General features: G+C 72.5%; 15 protein-coding genes. 12 read left to right on the forward strand and 3 right to left on the reverse strand.

Annotation, left to right across the window (positions count from 1 at the left end; translation table 11 throughout):
• Positions 1 to 37: 37 nt before the first annotated feature.
• The 9 genes from E1287_RS12520 to E1287_RS12560 are packed head-to-tail and all read left to right on the forward strand — an operon-like array spanning position 38 to position 8,702.
• Complete coding sequence (locus E1287_RS12520) at positions 38 to 997, forward strand: ABC transporter permease (protein WP_131965069.1); 960 nt, start codon at positions 38 to 40, stop codon at positions 995 to 997.
• A complete protein-coding gene (locus E1287_RS12525) occupies positions 994 to 1,875 on the forward strand; it encodes an ABC transporter permease (protein ID WP_131965070.1) in 882 nt (293 codons plus the stop codon). Before E1287_RS12520 ends, E1287_RS12525 begins: the two co-directional genes overlap by 4 nt.
• Positions 1,872 to 2,876, forward strand: a complete 1,005-nt coding sequence (locus E1287_RS12530; RefSeq protein WP_131965071.1) for an ABC transporter ATP-binding protein — start codon at positions 1,872 to 1,874, stop codon at positions 2,874 to 2,876. Before E1287_RS12525 ends, E1287_RS12530 begins: the two co-directional genes overlap by 4 nt.
• Positions 2,863 to 3,861, forward strand: coding sequence for an oligopeptide/dipeptide ABC transporter ATP-binding protein (locus tag E1287_RS12535; protein WP_131965072.1), 999 nt, complete (start codon positions 2,863 to 2,865; stop codon positions 3,859 to 3,861). Before E1287_RS12530 ends, E1287_RS12535 begins: the two co-directional genes overlap by 14 nt.
• 9 nt (positions 3,862 to 3,870) lie before the next feature.
• On the forward strand, positions 3,871 to 4,344 hold the full coding sequence (locus E1287_RS12540; protein ID WP_131965073.1) for a RidA family protein: 474 nt from the start codon (positions 3,871 to 3,873) through the stop codon (positions 4,342 to 4,344).
• Entirely contained in the window at positions 4,341 to 5,879 is a 1,539-nt protein-coding gene (locus E1287_RS12545; RefSeq protein ID WP_131965074.1) for a D-aminoacylase, read from the forward strand. The genes E1287_RS12540 and E1287_RS12545 overlap by 4 nt, the downstream gene beginning before the upstream one ends.
• A 17-nt stretch (positions 5,880 to 5,896) precedes the next feature.
• Positions 5,897 to 6,763, forward strand: a complete 867-nt coding sequence (locus E1287_RS12550; protein ID WP_131965075.1) for an IclR family transcriptional regulator — start codon at positions 5,897 to 5,899, stop codon at positions 6,761 to 6,763.
• The gene (locus E1287_RS12555) at positions 6,760 to 7,593 is read left to right on the forward strand and encodes an amidohydrolase family protein (RefSeq protein WP_165968975.1); all 834 of its coding nucleotides are present in this window, start codon (positions 6,760 to 6,762) and stop codon (positions 7,591 to 7,593) included. Before E1287_RS12550 ends, E1287_RS12555 begins: the two co-directional genes overlap by 4 nt.
• Positions 7,590 to 8,702: an alanine racemase gene (locus E1287_RS12560; protein ID WP_131965077.1), complete on the forward strand. Its 1,113-nt coding sequence runs from the start codon at positions 7,590 to 7,592 to the stop codon at positions 8,700 to 8,702. Before E1287_RS12555 ends, E1287_RS12560 begins: the two co-directional genes overlap by 4 nt.
• On the opposite strand, the gene E1287_RS12565 is transcribed toward E1287_RS12560, so the two are convergent.
• The 3 genes from E1287_RS12565 to E1287_RS12575 all read right to left on the reverse strand — a co-directional run bounded on the left by E1287_RS12565 (position 8,699) and on the right by E1287_RS12575 (position 11,456).
• Complete coding sequence (locus E1287_RS12565; protein ID WP_243718902.1) at positions 8,699 to 9,391, reverse strand: hypothetical protein; 693 nt, start codon at positions 9,389 to 9,391, stop codon at positions 8,699 to 8,701. The two genes, E1287_RS12560 and E1287_RS12565, sit on opposite strands and share 4 nt — an antisense overlap.
• 239 nt (positions 9,392 to 9,630) lie before the next feature.
• Positions 9,631 to 10,680, reverse strand: coding sequence for an LLM class flavin-dependent oxidoreductase (locus tag E1287_RS12570; protein WP_131965079.1), 1,050 nt, complete (start codon positions 10,678 to 10,680; stop codon positions 9,631 to 9,633).
• An 86-nt stretch (positions 10,681 to 10,766) separates the two neighbouring features.
• Complete coding sequence (locus tag E1287_RS12575) at positions 10,767 to 11,456, reverse strand: TetR/AcrR family transcriptional regulator (RefSeq protein ID WP_207934165.1); 690 nt, start codon at positions 11,454 to 11,456, stop codon at positions 10,767 to 10,769.
• A 157-nt stretch (positions 11,457 to 11,613) separates the two neighbouring features.
• Here E1287_RS12575 and E1287_RS12580 point away from each other — a divergent pair, with 157 nt between their 5' ends.
• The 3 genes from E1287_RS12580 to E1287_RS12590 are packed head-to-tail and all read left to right on the forward strand — an operon-like array spanning position 11,614 to position 14,953.
• Positions 11,614 to 13,182, forward strand: coding sequence for a bifunctional 3-(3-hydroxy-phenyl)propionate/3-hydroxycinnamic acid hydroxylase (locus tag E1287_RS12580; protein ID WP_131965081.1), 1,569 nt, complete (start codon positions 11,614 to 11,616; stop codon positions 13,180 to 13,182).
• Positions 13,179 to 14,099 (forward strand): VOC family protein, encoded by a 921-nt coding sequence (locus E1287_RS12585; protein WP_131965082.1) that lies wholly within the window; start codon positions 13,179 to 13,181, stop codon positions 14,097 to 14,099. Before E1287_RS12580 ends, E1287_RS12585 begins: the two co-directional genes overlap by 4 nt.
• Positions 14,099 to 14,953, forward strand: a complete 855-nt coding sequence (locus E1287_RS12590; RefSeq protein WP_131965083.1) for an alpha/beta hydrolase — start codon at positions 14,099 to 14,101, stop codon at positions 14,951 to 14,953. The genes E1287_RS12585 and E1287_RS12590 overlap by 1 nt, the downstream gene beginning before the upstream one ends.
• Positions 14,954 to 14,984: the final 31 nt, after the last annotated feature.

The following is a 14,984-nucleotide window of genomic DNA, read 5'->3' on the forward strand; positions in this document are numbered from 1 at the left end:
GCGCGGCCCGGCCCGTGGCGACGAGAGGAGGTGAGGCGTGGCGGCCTACGTCATCCGGCGGCTGCTGGTGAACGCCCTGGTGTTCCTGCTGATCAGCGTCGGGATCTTCGTGCTGGTGCGGGTCGCGCCCGGCGACCCGGTCCGCATGATGGTCGACCCCGAGCAGATGCGCGGCGGCGGCGCGGCGTTCATCGAGGCCAAGCGGCATGAGCTGGGGCTCGACCGGTCGATCGTCGTCCAGTACTGGAACTGGCTGGCGGGCGCGCTGCACGGCGACTTCGGCTACTCCTACGTCGGGCACCGTCCCGTGTCGGCGGTGCTCGGCGAGCGGGTCGGGCCGACGCTGCAGCTCATGGGCGCCGCGCTGATCGTCGCGCTGGTCGTGTCGATCGCGCTCGGCGTGGCCGCCGCGGTGCGCCGCAACAGCGCGGTCGACTACGGCGCGACCGTCCTCGGCCTGGCCGCGGTGTCGGTGCCGCCGTTCTTCCTCGGCATCGTCGGGATCTACTTGTTCTCGCTGAAGTGGGGCGTGCTGCCGTCCGCCGGGATGACGACGCCGGGCGGCGGCGGGCCCGCCGACCAGCTCAAGCACCTGGTCCTGCCAGGGCTGATCCTGGCGTTCGTGACCGCCGGGCCTTTCACCCGCTACGTGCGCGGCGGCCTGGTGGACGAGCTCGGCGCCGACTACGTCCGGACGGCGGAGGCGAAGGGCGCGTCCCCGTCCCGCGTCGTCCTGCGGCACGCGCTGCGCAACTCGCTGATCCCGCTGATCACGGTGGTGATGTACCAGATCCCGCAGATGCTGGCGGGCGCGGTGGTGATCGAGCAGGTCTTCGCCTGGCCCGGGATGGGGCAGCTCGCGGTCAGCTCGATCGGCCAGCACGACTACCCGGTCATCGTCGGGTTCGCGCTGTACGTGGCGATCCTGGTGCTGCTCTGCAACCTGATCGCGGACGTCCTGTACGCCGTCGTCGACCCGAGAGTGAGCCTGCGATGACCGCGACGACCATGGTGAAAGGGCCGGGCGCGTCGGCGTCGCCGCGGGCGCGGGCGGTGCGGCGGTTCCGGCGGAACCGGCTCGCCGTCGCCGGGGCCGTCGTGCTCGGCGTGGTGGTGCTGGTGTCGCTGCTGGCGCCGCTGTTCGCCGGGCAGCCGAACGCCGTGGACCTGGACGCCGTCCGGCAGGGGCCGTCCGGAGCGCACTGGTTCGGCACCGACACGTCCGGGCGTGACGTGTTCGCCCGCACCCTGCACGCGGGCCGGGTGTCGCTGCTGGTCGGGCTCACCGCCGCGCTCGGCGCCGTGATCGTCGGGACGCTGTTCGGCGCGGTCGCCGGGCTGTTCGGCGGCGTCGTCGACAACGTGATCATGCGGATCGCCGACATCGTGATGTCGTTCCCGACCGTCGTGGTGATCCTGGTGCTCGCCGGGATCGTCGGGCCGAGCGTGACCGTGCTGATCGTCGCGATCGGGTTGACGCAGTGGCCGGTCGCGGGACGGGTGGTGCGCGGCGTGACGCTGTCGCTGCGCGACCGCGAGTACATCCAGGCCGCGGAGGCGTCCGGGGCGAACGCGTGGTGGCTGATCCGCAAGCACATCGTCCCGGCGGCGCTGGCGCCGGTCACGGTGACCGGCACCCTCGCCGTGGCGCAGGCGATCATGCTGGAGACCACCGCCTCGTTCCTCGGGCTCGGTGTCCGGCCGCCGCAGGCGAGCTGGGGGAACATGCTGAACGACGCGCAGAACCTGACGCTGATCCAGACGATGCCGTGGCTGTGGCTGCCGCCGGGCATCGCGATCGCGGTGACGGTCCTCGCCGTCAACTTCGTCGGCGACGGCCTCCGCGACGCCGTCACCCCGGGAGGACGCACATGACCGGGCCGCTGCTGGAGATCGAGGATCTGGTCGTCGAGTTCGCGGGCGACGAGGAGACCGTCCGGGCTGTGGACGGCGCCGGATACACCGTCGCGCCCGGCGAGACGCTGGGTGTCGTGGGCGAGTCGGGGTCGGGCAAGAGCGTGACCGCGATGTCCGCGCTCGGGCTGATCAAGCCGCCCGGCCGGGTCGTGTCGGGACGGGTCGTGTTCGACGGCGCCGACCTGCGCGCGATGCCCCCGCGCGAGCTGCGCAGGCTGCGCGGGGGCCGGATCGCGATGATCTTCCAGGATCCGATGACCGCGCTGAACCCGGTCATGACGGTCGGCGCGCAGATCGGCGAGGCGCTGCGGCTGCACTCGTCCGGCATGTCGCGGGCGAAGGCGCGGGCGCGGGCCGCCGAGCTGCTGACGCTCGTCGGGGTGCCGGGCGCGGAGCGGCGGCTGAAGCAGTACCCGCACGAGTTCTCCGGCGGGATGCGGCAGCGCGCGATGATCGCGATGGCCATCGCCAACGACCCTGACCTGCTGATCGCGGACGAGCCGACGACCGCGCTGGACGTGACCGTCCAGGCCCAGGTGCTGGACCTGCTCCGGCTGACCCGGCGGGAGACCGGCGCCGCCACCGTGCTGATCACCCACGATCTCGGCGTGATCGCGGAGCTGGCCGACCGGGTCGTGGTGATGTACGCCGGACGGGTCGTCGAGCACGGCACCGTCGACGCGATCTTCGACTCGCCCCGGCACCCGTACACGCGCGGCCTGCTCGACAGCCTGCCCGCGCTGGAGGGCGAGGCCGGCGAGCTGACCCCGATCCCCGGCTCCCCGCCCACGCCGGGCGAGGTCGCGGAGGGCTGCGCGTTCGCGCCGCGCTGCCCGATGGCGCGGGACCGCTGCCGGGTGGAGCGTCCCGAACTGACCCAGTCGGGGCAGGGACGGGCGAGCGCCTGCCATTTCCACGACGAGATGGCCGAGGAGGGGGAGATCGATGTCCGAGCCTGACGAGGTCCTGAGCGTCACGGGCCTGGCCAAGCACTTCCCGGTGCGGTCGGGGCCGCTGCGCCTGCGGACCGGCAGCGTCCACGCGGTCGACGGCGTCGACTTCTCCCTGCGCGCCGGGCGGACGCTCGGCCTGGTCGGCGAATCGGGCTGCGGCAAGACGACCACCGGACGGATGGTCGTCCGGCTGCTGCAGCCCACCGCCGGGCAGATCGCCGTGGCCGGAAAGGACGTCACCCACGCGCGCGGCGCCGAACTCCGCGCCCTGCGCCGCGACCTGCAACTGGTGTTCCAGGACCCGTACGCGTCGCTGTCGCCGCGGATGACCGTCCACGACATCATCGCGGAGCCGCTGCGCGTCCAGGGCCGCTACGACGACGGCGGCCCGGAGCGGGTCGCCGAACTGCTCGACATGGTGCGGCTCGCGCCCGCGCACGCCCGCCGCTACGCGCACGAGTTCTCCGGCGGGCAGCGGCAGCGGATCGGGATCGCCCGCGCGCTCGCCCTCGGCCCGAAGGTCCTCGTCCTGGACGAGCCCGTCAGCGCCCTGGACGTGTCGATCCAGGCACAGATCGTGAACACCCTGCGGGAACTGCAGCGCGAGCTGGGCGTGGCGTACCTGTTCATCTCGCATGACCTGTCGGTGGTGCGGCACGTCTCGCACGAGATCGCCGTGATGTACCTCGGCACGATCGTGGAGCAGGGCACCCGGGACGAGATCTTCCGCAGCCCGGCGCACCCGTACACGCAGGCGCTGCTGTCGGCCGTCCCGCGCACGCGCGGCCGCGCCGGACGCGAGCGGATCATGCTCACCGGGGACGTGCCGAGCCCGATCGACCCGCCGTCCGGCTGCCGCTTCCGCACCCGCTGCTGGAAGGCGCAGGACATCTGCGCGACCGAGACGCCGCCGCTCATCGAGCGCGACGGCGTCGGCCACCCGGCCGCCTGCCATTTCGCCGAGCCCGCCGACGTGCTCGCCACCGCCTAAGGAGAGACCTTGAACGACGCAGACCAGCGACTCGCCGCCGCCGTCCTCGACCCCGGGCCGGCGGGGGAGCGCCCCTCCGTCGCCGCGGCGCGCCGCTCCGGCGCCGTGCTGATCGCGTCCGGCCAGGTCGCCGCCCGCGACGGGAAGCTCCTCGCCGAGGGCCGCGTCGGCGACGACGTCTCGCTCGACACGGCCCGCGCGTGTGCGCGGCAGTGTGCCCGGAACGTCATCGCCGCCGTCCAGAACGAGCTGGGCGGGCTCGGCGCGATCGAGCAGGTCGAGACGGTGTCGGTGTGGGTCGCGTCCGCGCCCGGATTCACCGATCAGCATCTGGTGGCCGACGCCGCGACGGACCTGTTCACCGAGGTGTTCGGCGACGGCGCCGGACGGCACGCGCGGGTCGCGCTGGGCGTCGCCGCGCTCCCCACCGGCAGCCCCGTCGAGGCGCAGGCGACGTTCAGGCTGCGTCCGGAGTCCCCGTGACCGACCTGCTCATCACCGGCGGCACGCTCGTCGACGGCACCGGCACGGCCCCGCGCCGCGCCGATGTCGCGGTCCAGGACGGGCGTGTCGAAGCGGTCGGTGACCTGGCCGGACGTCCCGCCGCGCGGACGGTGGACGCGTCCGGCCACATCGTCGCGCCGGGGTTCGTGGACGTCCACACCCACTCCGACCTGACGCTCCTGTCGAACCCCGACGCGCACAGCGCCGTCCGGCAGGGGATCACGACCGTCGTCGTCGGCAACTGCGGCCTCGGCGTGACGCCCGTCGCCGCCGCCCCGGACGCACTCCGCGCCGCGGCCGCCTATCTCGACCTGGACCCGTCCGTCCCCTGGAACTGGGCTGACCTGCCCGGATACTTCACCGCGCTCGACACCGCACGGCCCGCCGTGAACGTGGCCGCGCTCGTCGCGCACACGCCGCTGCGCGCCGCCGCGGTCGGGTTCGGGGACCGTCCGGCCGACGCCGCCGCGCTCGACCGGATGCGGGGCCTGCTCGGCGACGCGCTCGCGGCAGGCGCCGCCGGAGTGTCGACGGGCCTGGTCTACGCGCCGGTCTGCTACGCCCGCGAGGACGAGCTGGAGGCGCTCGGCCGCACCGCCGCCGCGTACGGGCGGCTGTTCGCCTGGCACGTCCGCGACTACGCCGACGGGCTGCTCGACTCCGTCCGGCAGGCGCTGCGGGTGGCGGCGGCGACCGGCTGCCGCACCCAGATCTCGCATCTGGTCGCGGTCGGGCGGCGCAACCACGGCTCGGTCGCGCGGGCGCTGGAGCTGATCGACGCCGCCCGCGCCGCCGGGCTGGACGTCGCCTTCGACGTCTACCCGTACCTGGCCGGGAACGCGCCGCTGTCGCAGCTCCTGCCCGCCTGGGCGCAGGACGGCGGCGACGGCCCGATGCGGGCGCGGCTCACTGAGCCCGCCGTCCGCGCCCGCGTCCGGGACGAATGGCGCGACCTCCCGAACTCGTGGGACGACATCACCGTCAACGGTCAGACCGTGACAGCCCTGGCAGCCGGAGCCGACCCGCAGGACGTCGCGCTCGACCTCCTCGCCGAGTACGGCAACGGCGTCCAGATGGTGGCGTACGGGCGCAGCGAACGCGACCTCCTCGACGCGCTCACGCACCCCGCCGCCGTGATCGGCTCGGACGGCCAGGCCCTCGACCCCGCCGGCCCCACCGGAAACGGCACCCCGCACCCCCGCTCCTACGGCTGCTACCCGCGCCTGTTCGCCGAGTACGTCCGGACGGGGCGGCTCGGGCTAGCCGACGCCGTCCGCGCCTGCACCTCCGCCGCCGCCGAACGGGCCGGGCTCGCGGGACGCGGAGTGCTCCGCGCCGGGTCGGCCGCGGACATCGTGGTCTTCGACCCCGCGCGCATCGCCGATCGGGCTACGTTCGCAGCACCCCAGCGCTACCCGGACGGGATCCGCTCGGTCGTCGTCAACGGCCGTCCCGTGATCGAGGACGGCACGCACACCGGCACCCGGCCAGGCGAGATCCTGCGCACCCCCTGAACGGAGACGAGGCACCGATGCAGAGAGCCAGAGGGACGAACGTGGACGACGACCGCCCGGCGGCGGCGAACTACCACGCCAACGCGCTGGCACGCGGCCTGGCGCTGCTGGAACGTCTCGCCGCGCAGGGCGGCACGCTCACCCTGAACGACTTCTCGACCGGGACCGGCCTGCCGAAGAGCACGCTCGTCCGGCTCCTCGGCGTGCTGGAGGAGATGGGCTATGTCGTCCGTGCCGACGAGCGTCCCGCGTACCGGCTCGGGCACAAGACGCTGACGCTGTCCGCCGCGTACCTGACCGGGCTCGACCTGTCGCAGGTGGCGGGCGAGCATCTCGCGAGGGTCGCCGACACCACCGGCCAGACCGCCAACCTCGGTGTGCTGGACGGACGCGAGGTCCTGCACGTCTGCGTCCGCGAGCCCGACCGGCCGATCCGGTTCCACACCACGCCCGGCACCCGCGACGCCGCGTACTGCACCGGGCTCGGCAAGATGCTGCTCGCCCGGCTGGACCCGTCCGACCTCGGCGCGCACCTGCCGCCCGAGCCGTTCCCGGCCCGCACCGAGCACACCCTCACCACGGCCCCCGCCCTCGCCGCTGAGCTGAAGGTCACCGCCGAGCGCGGCCACGCCCTGGACGACAACGAGGGCAGCGTCGGCCTCCGCTGCGTCGCCGCCCCCGTCGAGGTGGACGGGTCGTGCGTCGCCGCCGTGAGCGTGTCCGGGCCGTCCGCCGAGTTCGACGACGACCGGCGAGCCCGCTACCTGGACAGCCTGCGCGCCGCCGCGGCGGGCCTCGCGGCCGACGCCGACGTCGTCGCGGCCCTGGAGTACCTGCATTCGTCTCTGCGCTCCGGCGCGCCACGCAATCGGGAGGACGGTTGATCGACTTTCACACCCACTGCCAGCGGCCCGACCACTGGGGCCACGAGTGGGACGACCACTGGAAGCCCGTCTACGGGCGGGGCGCCCACGAGTTCACCCCCGCCGACTACGACGAGGCCATGGCGGGCGCGAACGTGACCGCCGCCTGCGTGTTCGGCATCCGCGCCACCGCCGCCGGGGTCCTCACCCCGAACGACTACACCGAGAAGTTCTGCGCGGAGACCGCCACCGACACGATCGGCTTCATGGCGCTCGACCCGACCGACCCCGACGTCCTCGACCAGCTCGCGGACGGCGTCGCGCGCGGCCTGCGCGGCATCAAGCTGTACCCGGTGCTGGCGCTGTTCGACCCGCGCGACACCGCCTACGACCCCTTCTACCGGGCCGCCGTCGACGCGGGACTGGTCGTGCTGTGGCACATGGGCGCGACCCCGAGCCCCGCCGGCGACCTGTCGGTCAGCAACCCGCTGGTCGTGGACGACGTCGCCCGCCGCCACCCCGATCTCGTCCAGATCATCGCGCACCTCGGGCACCCGTGGCAGCGCGAGACGATCGTGACGCTGCGCAAGAACCGCCGCGTGTACTCGGACGTGTCGGCGTGCTGGGCCCGTCCGATGGACGGCTACCTCGCGCTCGCCCGCGCCCAGGAGTGGGACGTGGTCGACCGGCTCGTCTTCGGCTCCGACTTCCCGCTCTGGACGCCCGCCGAGGCCGTCGCCGGGATCCGCGAGATGGCCGGGCAGCGCCCGTCCGGCTTCCCCGAGATCAGGAAGGAGACCGTCGAGTGGCTGCTGAACGGCGACCCCCGACCGTCGATGGGCCTCACATGACCGCCGCCCCGCCCGTCCCGCTGGACGAGCTGCCGACGCCCGCGCTGCTGATCGACCGCCCGCGGATGGAGGCGAACCTGACCGCGATGGCCGCGTCGATCGGCGCCGCCGGGGTCGCGCTGCGCCCGCATTTCAAGACGTCGAAATGCGTCGCGGTCGCGCGCCGCCAGCTCGCCCACGGCGCGATCGGCTTCACCTGCGCCACCCCGGCCGAGGTCGCGCTGCTCCAGGACGCGGCCGTCGAGGACGTCCTGTGGGCGCACCAGCCGGTCGGCCCCGCCAAGGTCGCCTTCGCCGTCCAGGCCCTGTCCAGAGGCGGTCTGACCATCGCGCTCGACTCCCTGGAAGTCGCGGAACCCCTCTCCGCCGCAGCCGCCGCCGGAGTCGAAGTGCCTTTCGTCCTGGAAGTCGACACCGGCCTGCACCGGGCGGGCGTGGACCCGGACCGGGCGGTCAAGACCGCCGCCGAACTCACCGCGCTGCCCGCGCTGGAACTGCGGGGCGTCCTCACTCACGAGGGCCACCTCGCCGCGCACGGCACCGACCGCGCGGGCCTGGAGGCCGCAGGCGACCTTGCCGGACGCACGCTCGTGCAGGTCGCCGAGGCGCTCCGCGCCGAGGGCCACGCATGCCCGCTGGTCTCGGTCGGGTCGACGCCCGGCGCCACGTCCGCGCCGTTCGCCGAAGGGGTCACCGAGGCCCGCCCCGGCACCTACGTCTACTTCGACGCCAACCAGGTCGGGCTGGGCAGCGCCCAGACCGGCCAGTGCGCGCAGACGGTCCTGACCCGGGTCACCAGCACCCAGCGTCCGGGAACCGCCATCGTGGACGCCGGAATCAAGGCGATGAGCTCCGACTCCATCGCGACCGCCGGAATCCTGGGCATCGTCTGCGACGCGGCAGGAACTCCTCTCCCCGGACTGGAGTTCACCAACGCCAACGAAGAACACGGCTACCTGACCGGCCCCGGCACCGCAGACCTCCGCGTAGGCGACCTACTCCGGATCATCCCCAACCACGCCTGCGGCACCACCAACATGTGGAGCACCCTGTACTTCGTGGACGGCGACCAGGCCACAGACCGCCACCCAATAGAAGCCCGTTACTAAATCCGGCCCTGAATGGTTGGACGCGGCAGGCCGATCGGATTCGGGAACGGCATGTCGCCGTGCTCCGCCACGGCACGGGCGAGCGGGGCGAGCATCCGGTAGAGGCTTTCGGGGTCGTCCAATGCTTGGTAAGGCGGGGCGGCCAGGGTGTCTGTCCGGCTTTCGATGTCCGCTCTCAAGGCCCGGCCCGCTTCGGTCGCGCCGTTCTCGTCCATGAGCCCGCGGCCGGAGAGGACGGCGGTCGCCTCGTCCCAGTCTTCCTGCGACCATCCGCGGCTCCGCAACAACAGGTTCGCGGGGACGTCGCTCACGGCGGAGGCCAGAACGTTGGCTTCCAGCCCGTTCAGGCCCTCGGACGTCAGGACGGCGACATGCCCGTCACCGCGATGTTCCCGCAGCGTGGTCGCCAGTTGCCAGAGCGCCGCGACCGGGTCGTCCGGGAGCAGCAGGTCGCGGTTGGCCGCGAACAGCGCTCGTCCGGCTGCGTCCCCCGCCTCGGCCGCCGGGCGCAGCCGGGGCACCGCTTCGGCCGCCACATCGTCGATTTCCGGTGCCACTCGCCTGAGCGCCTTCGCCGCGGCCGCTTCCCTCATTCGCAGGATGCTTTCGGGCGAGGCGAACGTCCAGGCGTCGGGCACCGCACGCCGCACCCGCGCCGGATGGAAACCGTAGAAGGCCGCCTCGATCACACCGGCGGGGACGGGCCCGAGCGGAGCGCCCCGGCTCCCGAAGTAGCCCATCCAGAATCCTTTGAGGCCGACGTCCTTGTTCCCGTCGATGCACTCCGGCGAGAAGTACGTCACCGAGTGAAGCGGTTCGAGGACCGTCCAGAAAACCCGCGCTATTGGCACGTTCCTCCTGATTCCCAGTCCCGATGTGGATCAACCCGGCACCGCGGCCCCCCGGTCGCCGCGGTGCCGGGCGCGCCTCACTTGAACGCGGGCATCAGGTGTTCGTGGATCAGGCGGAGCTGGCCGTCCACGCCGGGGACGCCGGCGAGGTCCCGCCCGGTGAACGACTTCACCAGCGCCGGATCCGTGATGGCGCAGATCATGTGGTTGACGCCGGTCGGGGCGATATCGCTCTCGATCTTGGCGCGGACCTCGTCCGGGGTGCCCGCCAGGGACAGCCGCTCGGTGATCTCCGGGGAGGTCTTCTCGATGGCCCCGGCCAGGTCGCCCGCGCCGATCGCCTCGATGATCGGGACCATGTCCGCCGGGTCGACGCCGTTGCGCTCCAACTGCTCGGCCGGCATCGCCGACGCGTACAGCCCGACCATGCTGCGCGCCGCCTCCTTCGCCGCGGCCGAGTCGGGACCGACCGCGCACACGACCCAGGCGCCGATGTCGAGCGTCCGCCAGTCCTTGCCCGCGCGCTCGGCGCCTGCCTTGACGTGCTCGACCGCGTACTCGTACGCGCGGCGCGAGTAGCTCAGCGCGTGGTGCACGCCGTCCGACAGCTCACCGGCCGCCTCGAACGACTTCGGCCCGCGCATCGCGCCGATCTTGACCGGCACGTGCTCCTGGACGGGACGCGCGAACGTGAACAGCCCGTCGTAGGAGTAGAACTCGCCGTCGCGGGTGATGGCGCCCTCGTCCAGCAGGGTCCGGACGACCGCGACGGCCTCCTTCACCCGGGTGAGCGGCTTGGTCGTCGTCCAGTCGATCTTGTACTGGGCGAGCACGCCGAAGTTGCCGCTGCCGAGGACGACCTCGGCCCGGCCGCCGGTCAGCTCGTCCAGCGTCGCCGCGGCCTGTGCGATCAGCGACGGCTCGCGCAGCGTCACCGCCGACACCGACGGGCCGAGGCGGATCTGCGAGGTGTCCGCGGCGGCCGCCGCGAACAGCAGCCAGAGGTCCTTGTGCCACGGCTCGTCGGCCGCGTAGACGGCGTGGAAGCCGAGTTCGTCGGCGAGCCTGATGGAGGCCAGCGACTCCGAGAGGGGGTAGTCGGGGAGCATGGCGTAGCTGAACTTCACGGGGAGACGTCTCCTTTGCGGTGCGCGCCTTCGCGCACGCTTCGGCGGCTGGGGGAGATCGTAGGTGCTCCGCTGTGTCCAGAGGCTTACTTTTCGTACACCTTGTCCGACCCCTCGGCGGGGTCAGGGGAGCCGTTCGCGCGGAGTTCGGCGGCCCGGGCCTCTCCTAGGGCGGCGATGGCCTCGGCTAGGAGCGCCATCTGGTCGGTGAGGCCGCGGTCGGGTTCGGCCTGCAGGGCGACGAAGGCACCGTCGAATCCGGCGATGCCGAAGTAGTCGAGCTCGTCGGCGACGGCCTGGGCGATCTCCTCGCCCTCCGGGGCGAAGGACGCCGCGATCATCGTGTTCATGTGCGCGCGGCCGTCCCGGCGCACCTGCTCGATCATGGCGTCCACCTCGGCTTCGGCGGCCTCGGCGCTCATGACCAGGAGCAGGTGCAGGCGCAGGAAGTCCGGACGCGCCATGAAGACCTCGCCGGTGCGCTGGAGGTACCAGGTGAGCCGCTCGTGGGGCGTGCCGCCGTCCGGCCCGCCCGCCTGCGCCGCCCGCATCGCCGCGAAGAACTCGTAGGCGCCGCGTGCCATGACCGCCGTGAGCAGCCCGGCCTTCGAGTGGAAGTGGTGGTAGACCGCGCTCTTGGGCAGGCCGCTCTCCCGGCTCAGCACCGACAGCGAGGTGGCGGCGTAGCCGCGCTCCGCCATGATCCGGGAGGCGGTGTCCAGGATCTCCTCCCGGGACCGGTGGCCGCGGCGGTTGCCGCTCTTGTCGCCCTCCACGGGTTGAAGCATAGATGTCCTCGCCTTTACCCCTGCCACCTGCGGTTCTGCAGGGTGGAATTTCATGGACCCGGCCTGGGCGGCCATGTGAAGGTGGTCACGATTGTACCGACCGATCGGTACAATACTGGAGATCTCATCGTCTTCCGGAGCCCGCATGACCCAGCATTTCGACGCCGACGTCGCGATCGTCGGCTACGGACCCACCGGCGTGACCGCCGCGCTCACCCTCGCCGGGCACGGCGTCTCGGCCGTCGCGTTCGAGCGGGACGCGGACATCTACCCCCGCGCCCGCGCGGTCACCGTCAACGACTGGACGATGCGGATCTTCCAGAGCCTCGGCATCGGCGAGCGGATCGCCAAGGTGATCGAGCCGCAGCGGGCGCTGCGCTGGGTGACCTACGACGGCACCGAGATCATGCGGGTCGAGCACCCGCCGTCGGCGCTGGGTCCCGGGCCCCGCTTCTACAACATCTACCAACCGGTCATGGAGGCCGAGCTCCGCGCCTGCGCCGAGGAGCACGGCGAGCTGATCGACGTCCGCTACGGCGTCGAGGTGACCGTGCTTGAGCAGGACGCCGACGGTGTCACGGTGACGACGGCGGACATCGCGACAGGCGAGACGCGGACGGCGCGCGTCCGCTATGTGATCGGCGCGGACGGCGGCGGCAGCGCCACCCGAGCCATGATCGGCAGCCGGCTGCTGGGCGACACGCTCGACGTGCAGTGGATCGTCATCGACTGCCGCGTCAAGCGCTGGTGGCCCGACCGCGACCTCCTCACGTTCTGGTCCGACCGGCAGCGTCCGGTCGTCGACATCGCGCTCTCCGCCGGGAACCACCGGTGGGAGATCCCGCTCAAGCCGCACGAGACCGAGGCCGACTTCGCGGCGGAGGACGACGTCTGGCCGCTGCTCAAGGCGATGGGCGTCACCACCGAGGACGTCTCGATCCACCAGTGGGCCTTCTACCGCCACCACGCCCGGATGGCCGACACCTGGCGCGCGGGCCGGATCTTCCTCGCCGGGGACGCCGCCCACCTCATGCCGCCGTGGGCCGGGGCCGGGATGCAGACCGGGATGCGGGACGTCCACAACCTGGGCTGGAAGCTGGCCCGCGTCCTCAAGGGCGAGCTCGACGAGAGCTGGCTCGACACCTACGAGGCCGAACGGCGCCCGAACGCCGAGTTCTTCACCGGGCTCGCCGTCCAGCTCGGCCGGGTCATCAAGCAGGAGGCGACCCCGGCGGAGATCGAGGAGATGAACCGGGTCCCGGAGGACACGGTCACCCCGTTCGAGCCGCCGCTGATCGCGCCGCCGGTGCTCGACGCGGGCTGGATCCGCGGCCCGGTCGGGGACGCCGCCATCGTCGGGCGCATGGTCCCGCAGCCCGTCGCGGGCGACACGACCGGCCGGATGGCCCGCCTCGACGACCTGCTCGGCGACGGCTTCGTCCTGCTCGGCGCCGACGCCGACCCGGCCACCTTGCTCGCGCCCGATGAGAAGGCGGAGTGGGACGCGCTCGGCGCCCGCTACATCGCGATCCGGCCGAAGTCGTCCTACACGCAGGGTCCGGACGAGCTGGTCGACCTCGACGAGGTCCTCCTGCCGTGGCTGGCGCGGTACGGCGTCCGCGCCGTCGCGGTGCGCCCTGACCGATTCGTGGCGGCCGCCGACGTCTCCGGCCTGGCCGCCCCCGCCCTGCCCCTTGAGAGGAGTGCCCGATGACCGGAGTCAAGGAACTGGCGTACGTCGTGTACGAGGTGAGCAGCCTCAGCGACTGGGAGCATTTCGCCGTCGACCTGCTGGGCATGCAGCTCGCCGACAAGACCGCCGACTGCATCGCTCTCCGCACCGACGAGAAGGCATATCGCTGGCTCGTCCGGCAAGGGCCCGCCGACGACCTGGCGGCCAGCGGCTACGAGGTGGAGAACGACGCAGCCCTGGACGAGATCGCCGGGCGGCTGGCGTCCGCCGGCGTCGAGGTCACCGAGGGCGACGCCGCGCTCGCCGCGTCCCGCAAGGTCGACCGCATCCTGACGACCGCCGACCCGATGGGCAACCGCATCGAACTGGTCACCGGCTTCGCCGACGCCGGCAGCCCGTTCCACTCCGACGTCCTGCTCGGCGAGTTCGTCACCGGCTCCGGCGGAGCGGGCCACCAGGTGCTGCTCTCCAAGGGCGTCGCACGCGAGAGCTACCTGGAGTTCTACGAGGGACTGCTCGACTTCCGGATCTCCGACATCATCGTCGAGGAACTCGCGCCCGGCGTCGTCGCCGACCTGATCTTCCTGCGCTGCAACCCGCGCCACCATTCCGTGGCGTTCGGGGACATGCCGCACCCGAAGCGGACCCACCACTTCATGGTCGAGGTCACCGACGTCCGCGACGTCGGCACGGCCTACGACCGCTGCATGGACGCCGGGCAGCCGTTCGAGATGACCCTGGGCATGCACCCCAACGACCACATGTTCAGCTTCTACGTCCGGACGCCTTCGGGCTTCAGCGTCGAGTACGGCTGGGGCGGCCTGCTCGTGGACGACGACACCTGGCAGGTCAAGACGCTGGACCGCCTGCACAGCTGGGGCCACCGCCCGCCCGAGGTCGTCGCCGAACTGCTCTCCCAAGGAAAGGACGCCCACTGATGCCGCTGACCCAGGCCGACACGGCGCGCACCGTCCAGACCAAGGACTGGACGCTCCGCTACTACGAGGCCGGCGCGGGGCACCCGGTCGTCCTGCTGCACGGGAGCGGCCCCGGCGCGACGGGCTGGAGCAACTTCTCCGGCAACATCGAGGCGCTGGCCGTGCACTTCCACGTGTACGCGGTCGACATGCCCGGCTGGGGCGGCTCCGACGCCGCGACCGTCGACCGCCTCGATCACGTCGAGGCCGCGATCCAGTTCCTGGACGCCCTCGGCATCGACAGGGCCGCGTTCGTCGGCAACTCGATGGGCGGGCAGACCTCGATCCGCCTCGCCACCGAGCACCCCCACCGGATCACGCACCTGGTCACGATGGGCCCGCCGGTCGGACGGCTGCCGTCCCTCTTCGCCGCGGGCGACGGCCCGTCCGAGGGCCTGAAGGTCCTCATCGAGGCCTACCGGGACCCGAGTCCCGGGAACATGCGCCGGCTCGTCGAGATCATGTGCTTCGACAAGGCCCGGTTCGCCACCCCGGAACTGTGCCAGGCCCGGTCGGACGCGGCACTCGCCCGTCCCGAACACCTGCGCAACTACGTCGACGGGCTGCCGAAGGGCGCCCCGATCCCGACCTGGGTCGACCCCGGACTGCTCCCGAAGATCCAGATCCCCACCCTGCTCGTCCACGGCCGCGACGACCGGGTCGTGCCCTTCGAGAGCTCGCTCTACCTCCTCGCGTCCATCCCCGACAGCCGCCTGGTGCTGCTCAACCGGTGCGGACACTGGGCGATGATCGAGCACGCCGACGAGTTCAACCGCCTGGTCACGGACTTCCTCCGGAACGCCCCCACGCGCTGACGCACGCGCCGCCTCCCCGATGAGCCCCTAC

The sequence above is a fragment of the Actinomadura sp. KC06 genome (genome assembly GCF_004348735.1).
In the GTDB taxonomy this organism is placed as follows: Bacteria; Actinomycetota; Actinomycetes; order Streptosporangiales; family Streptosporangiaceae; genus Spirillospora.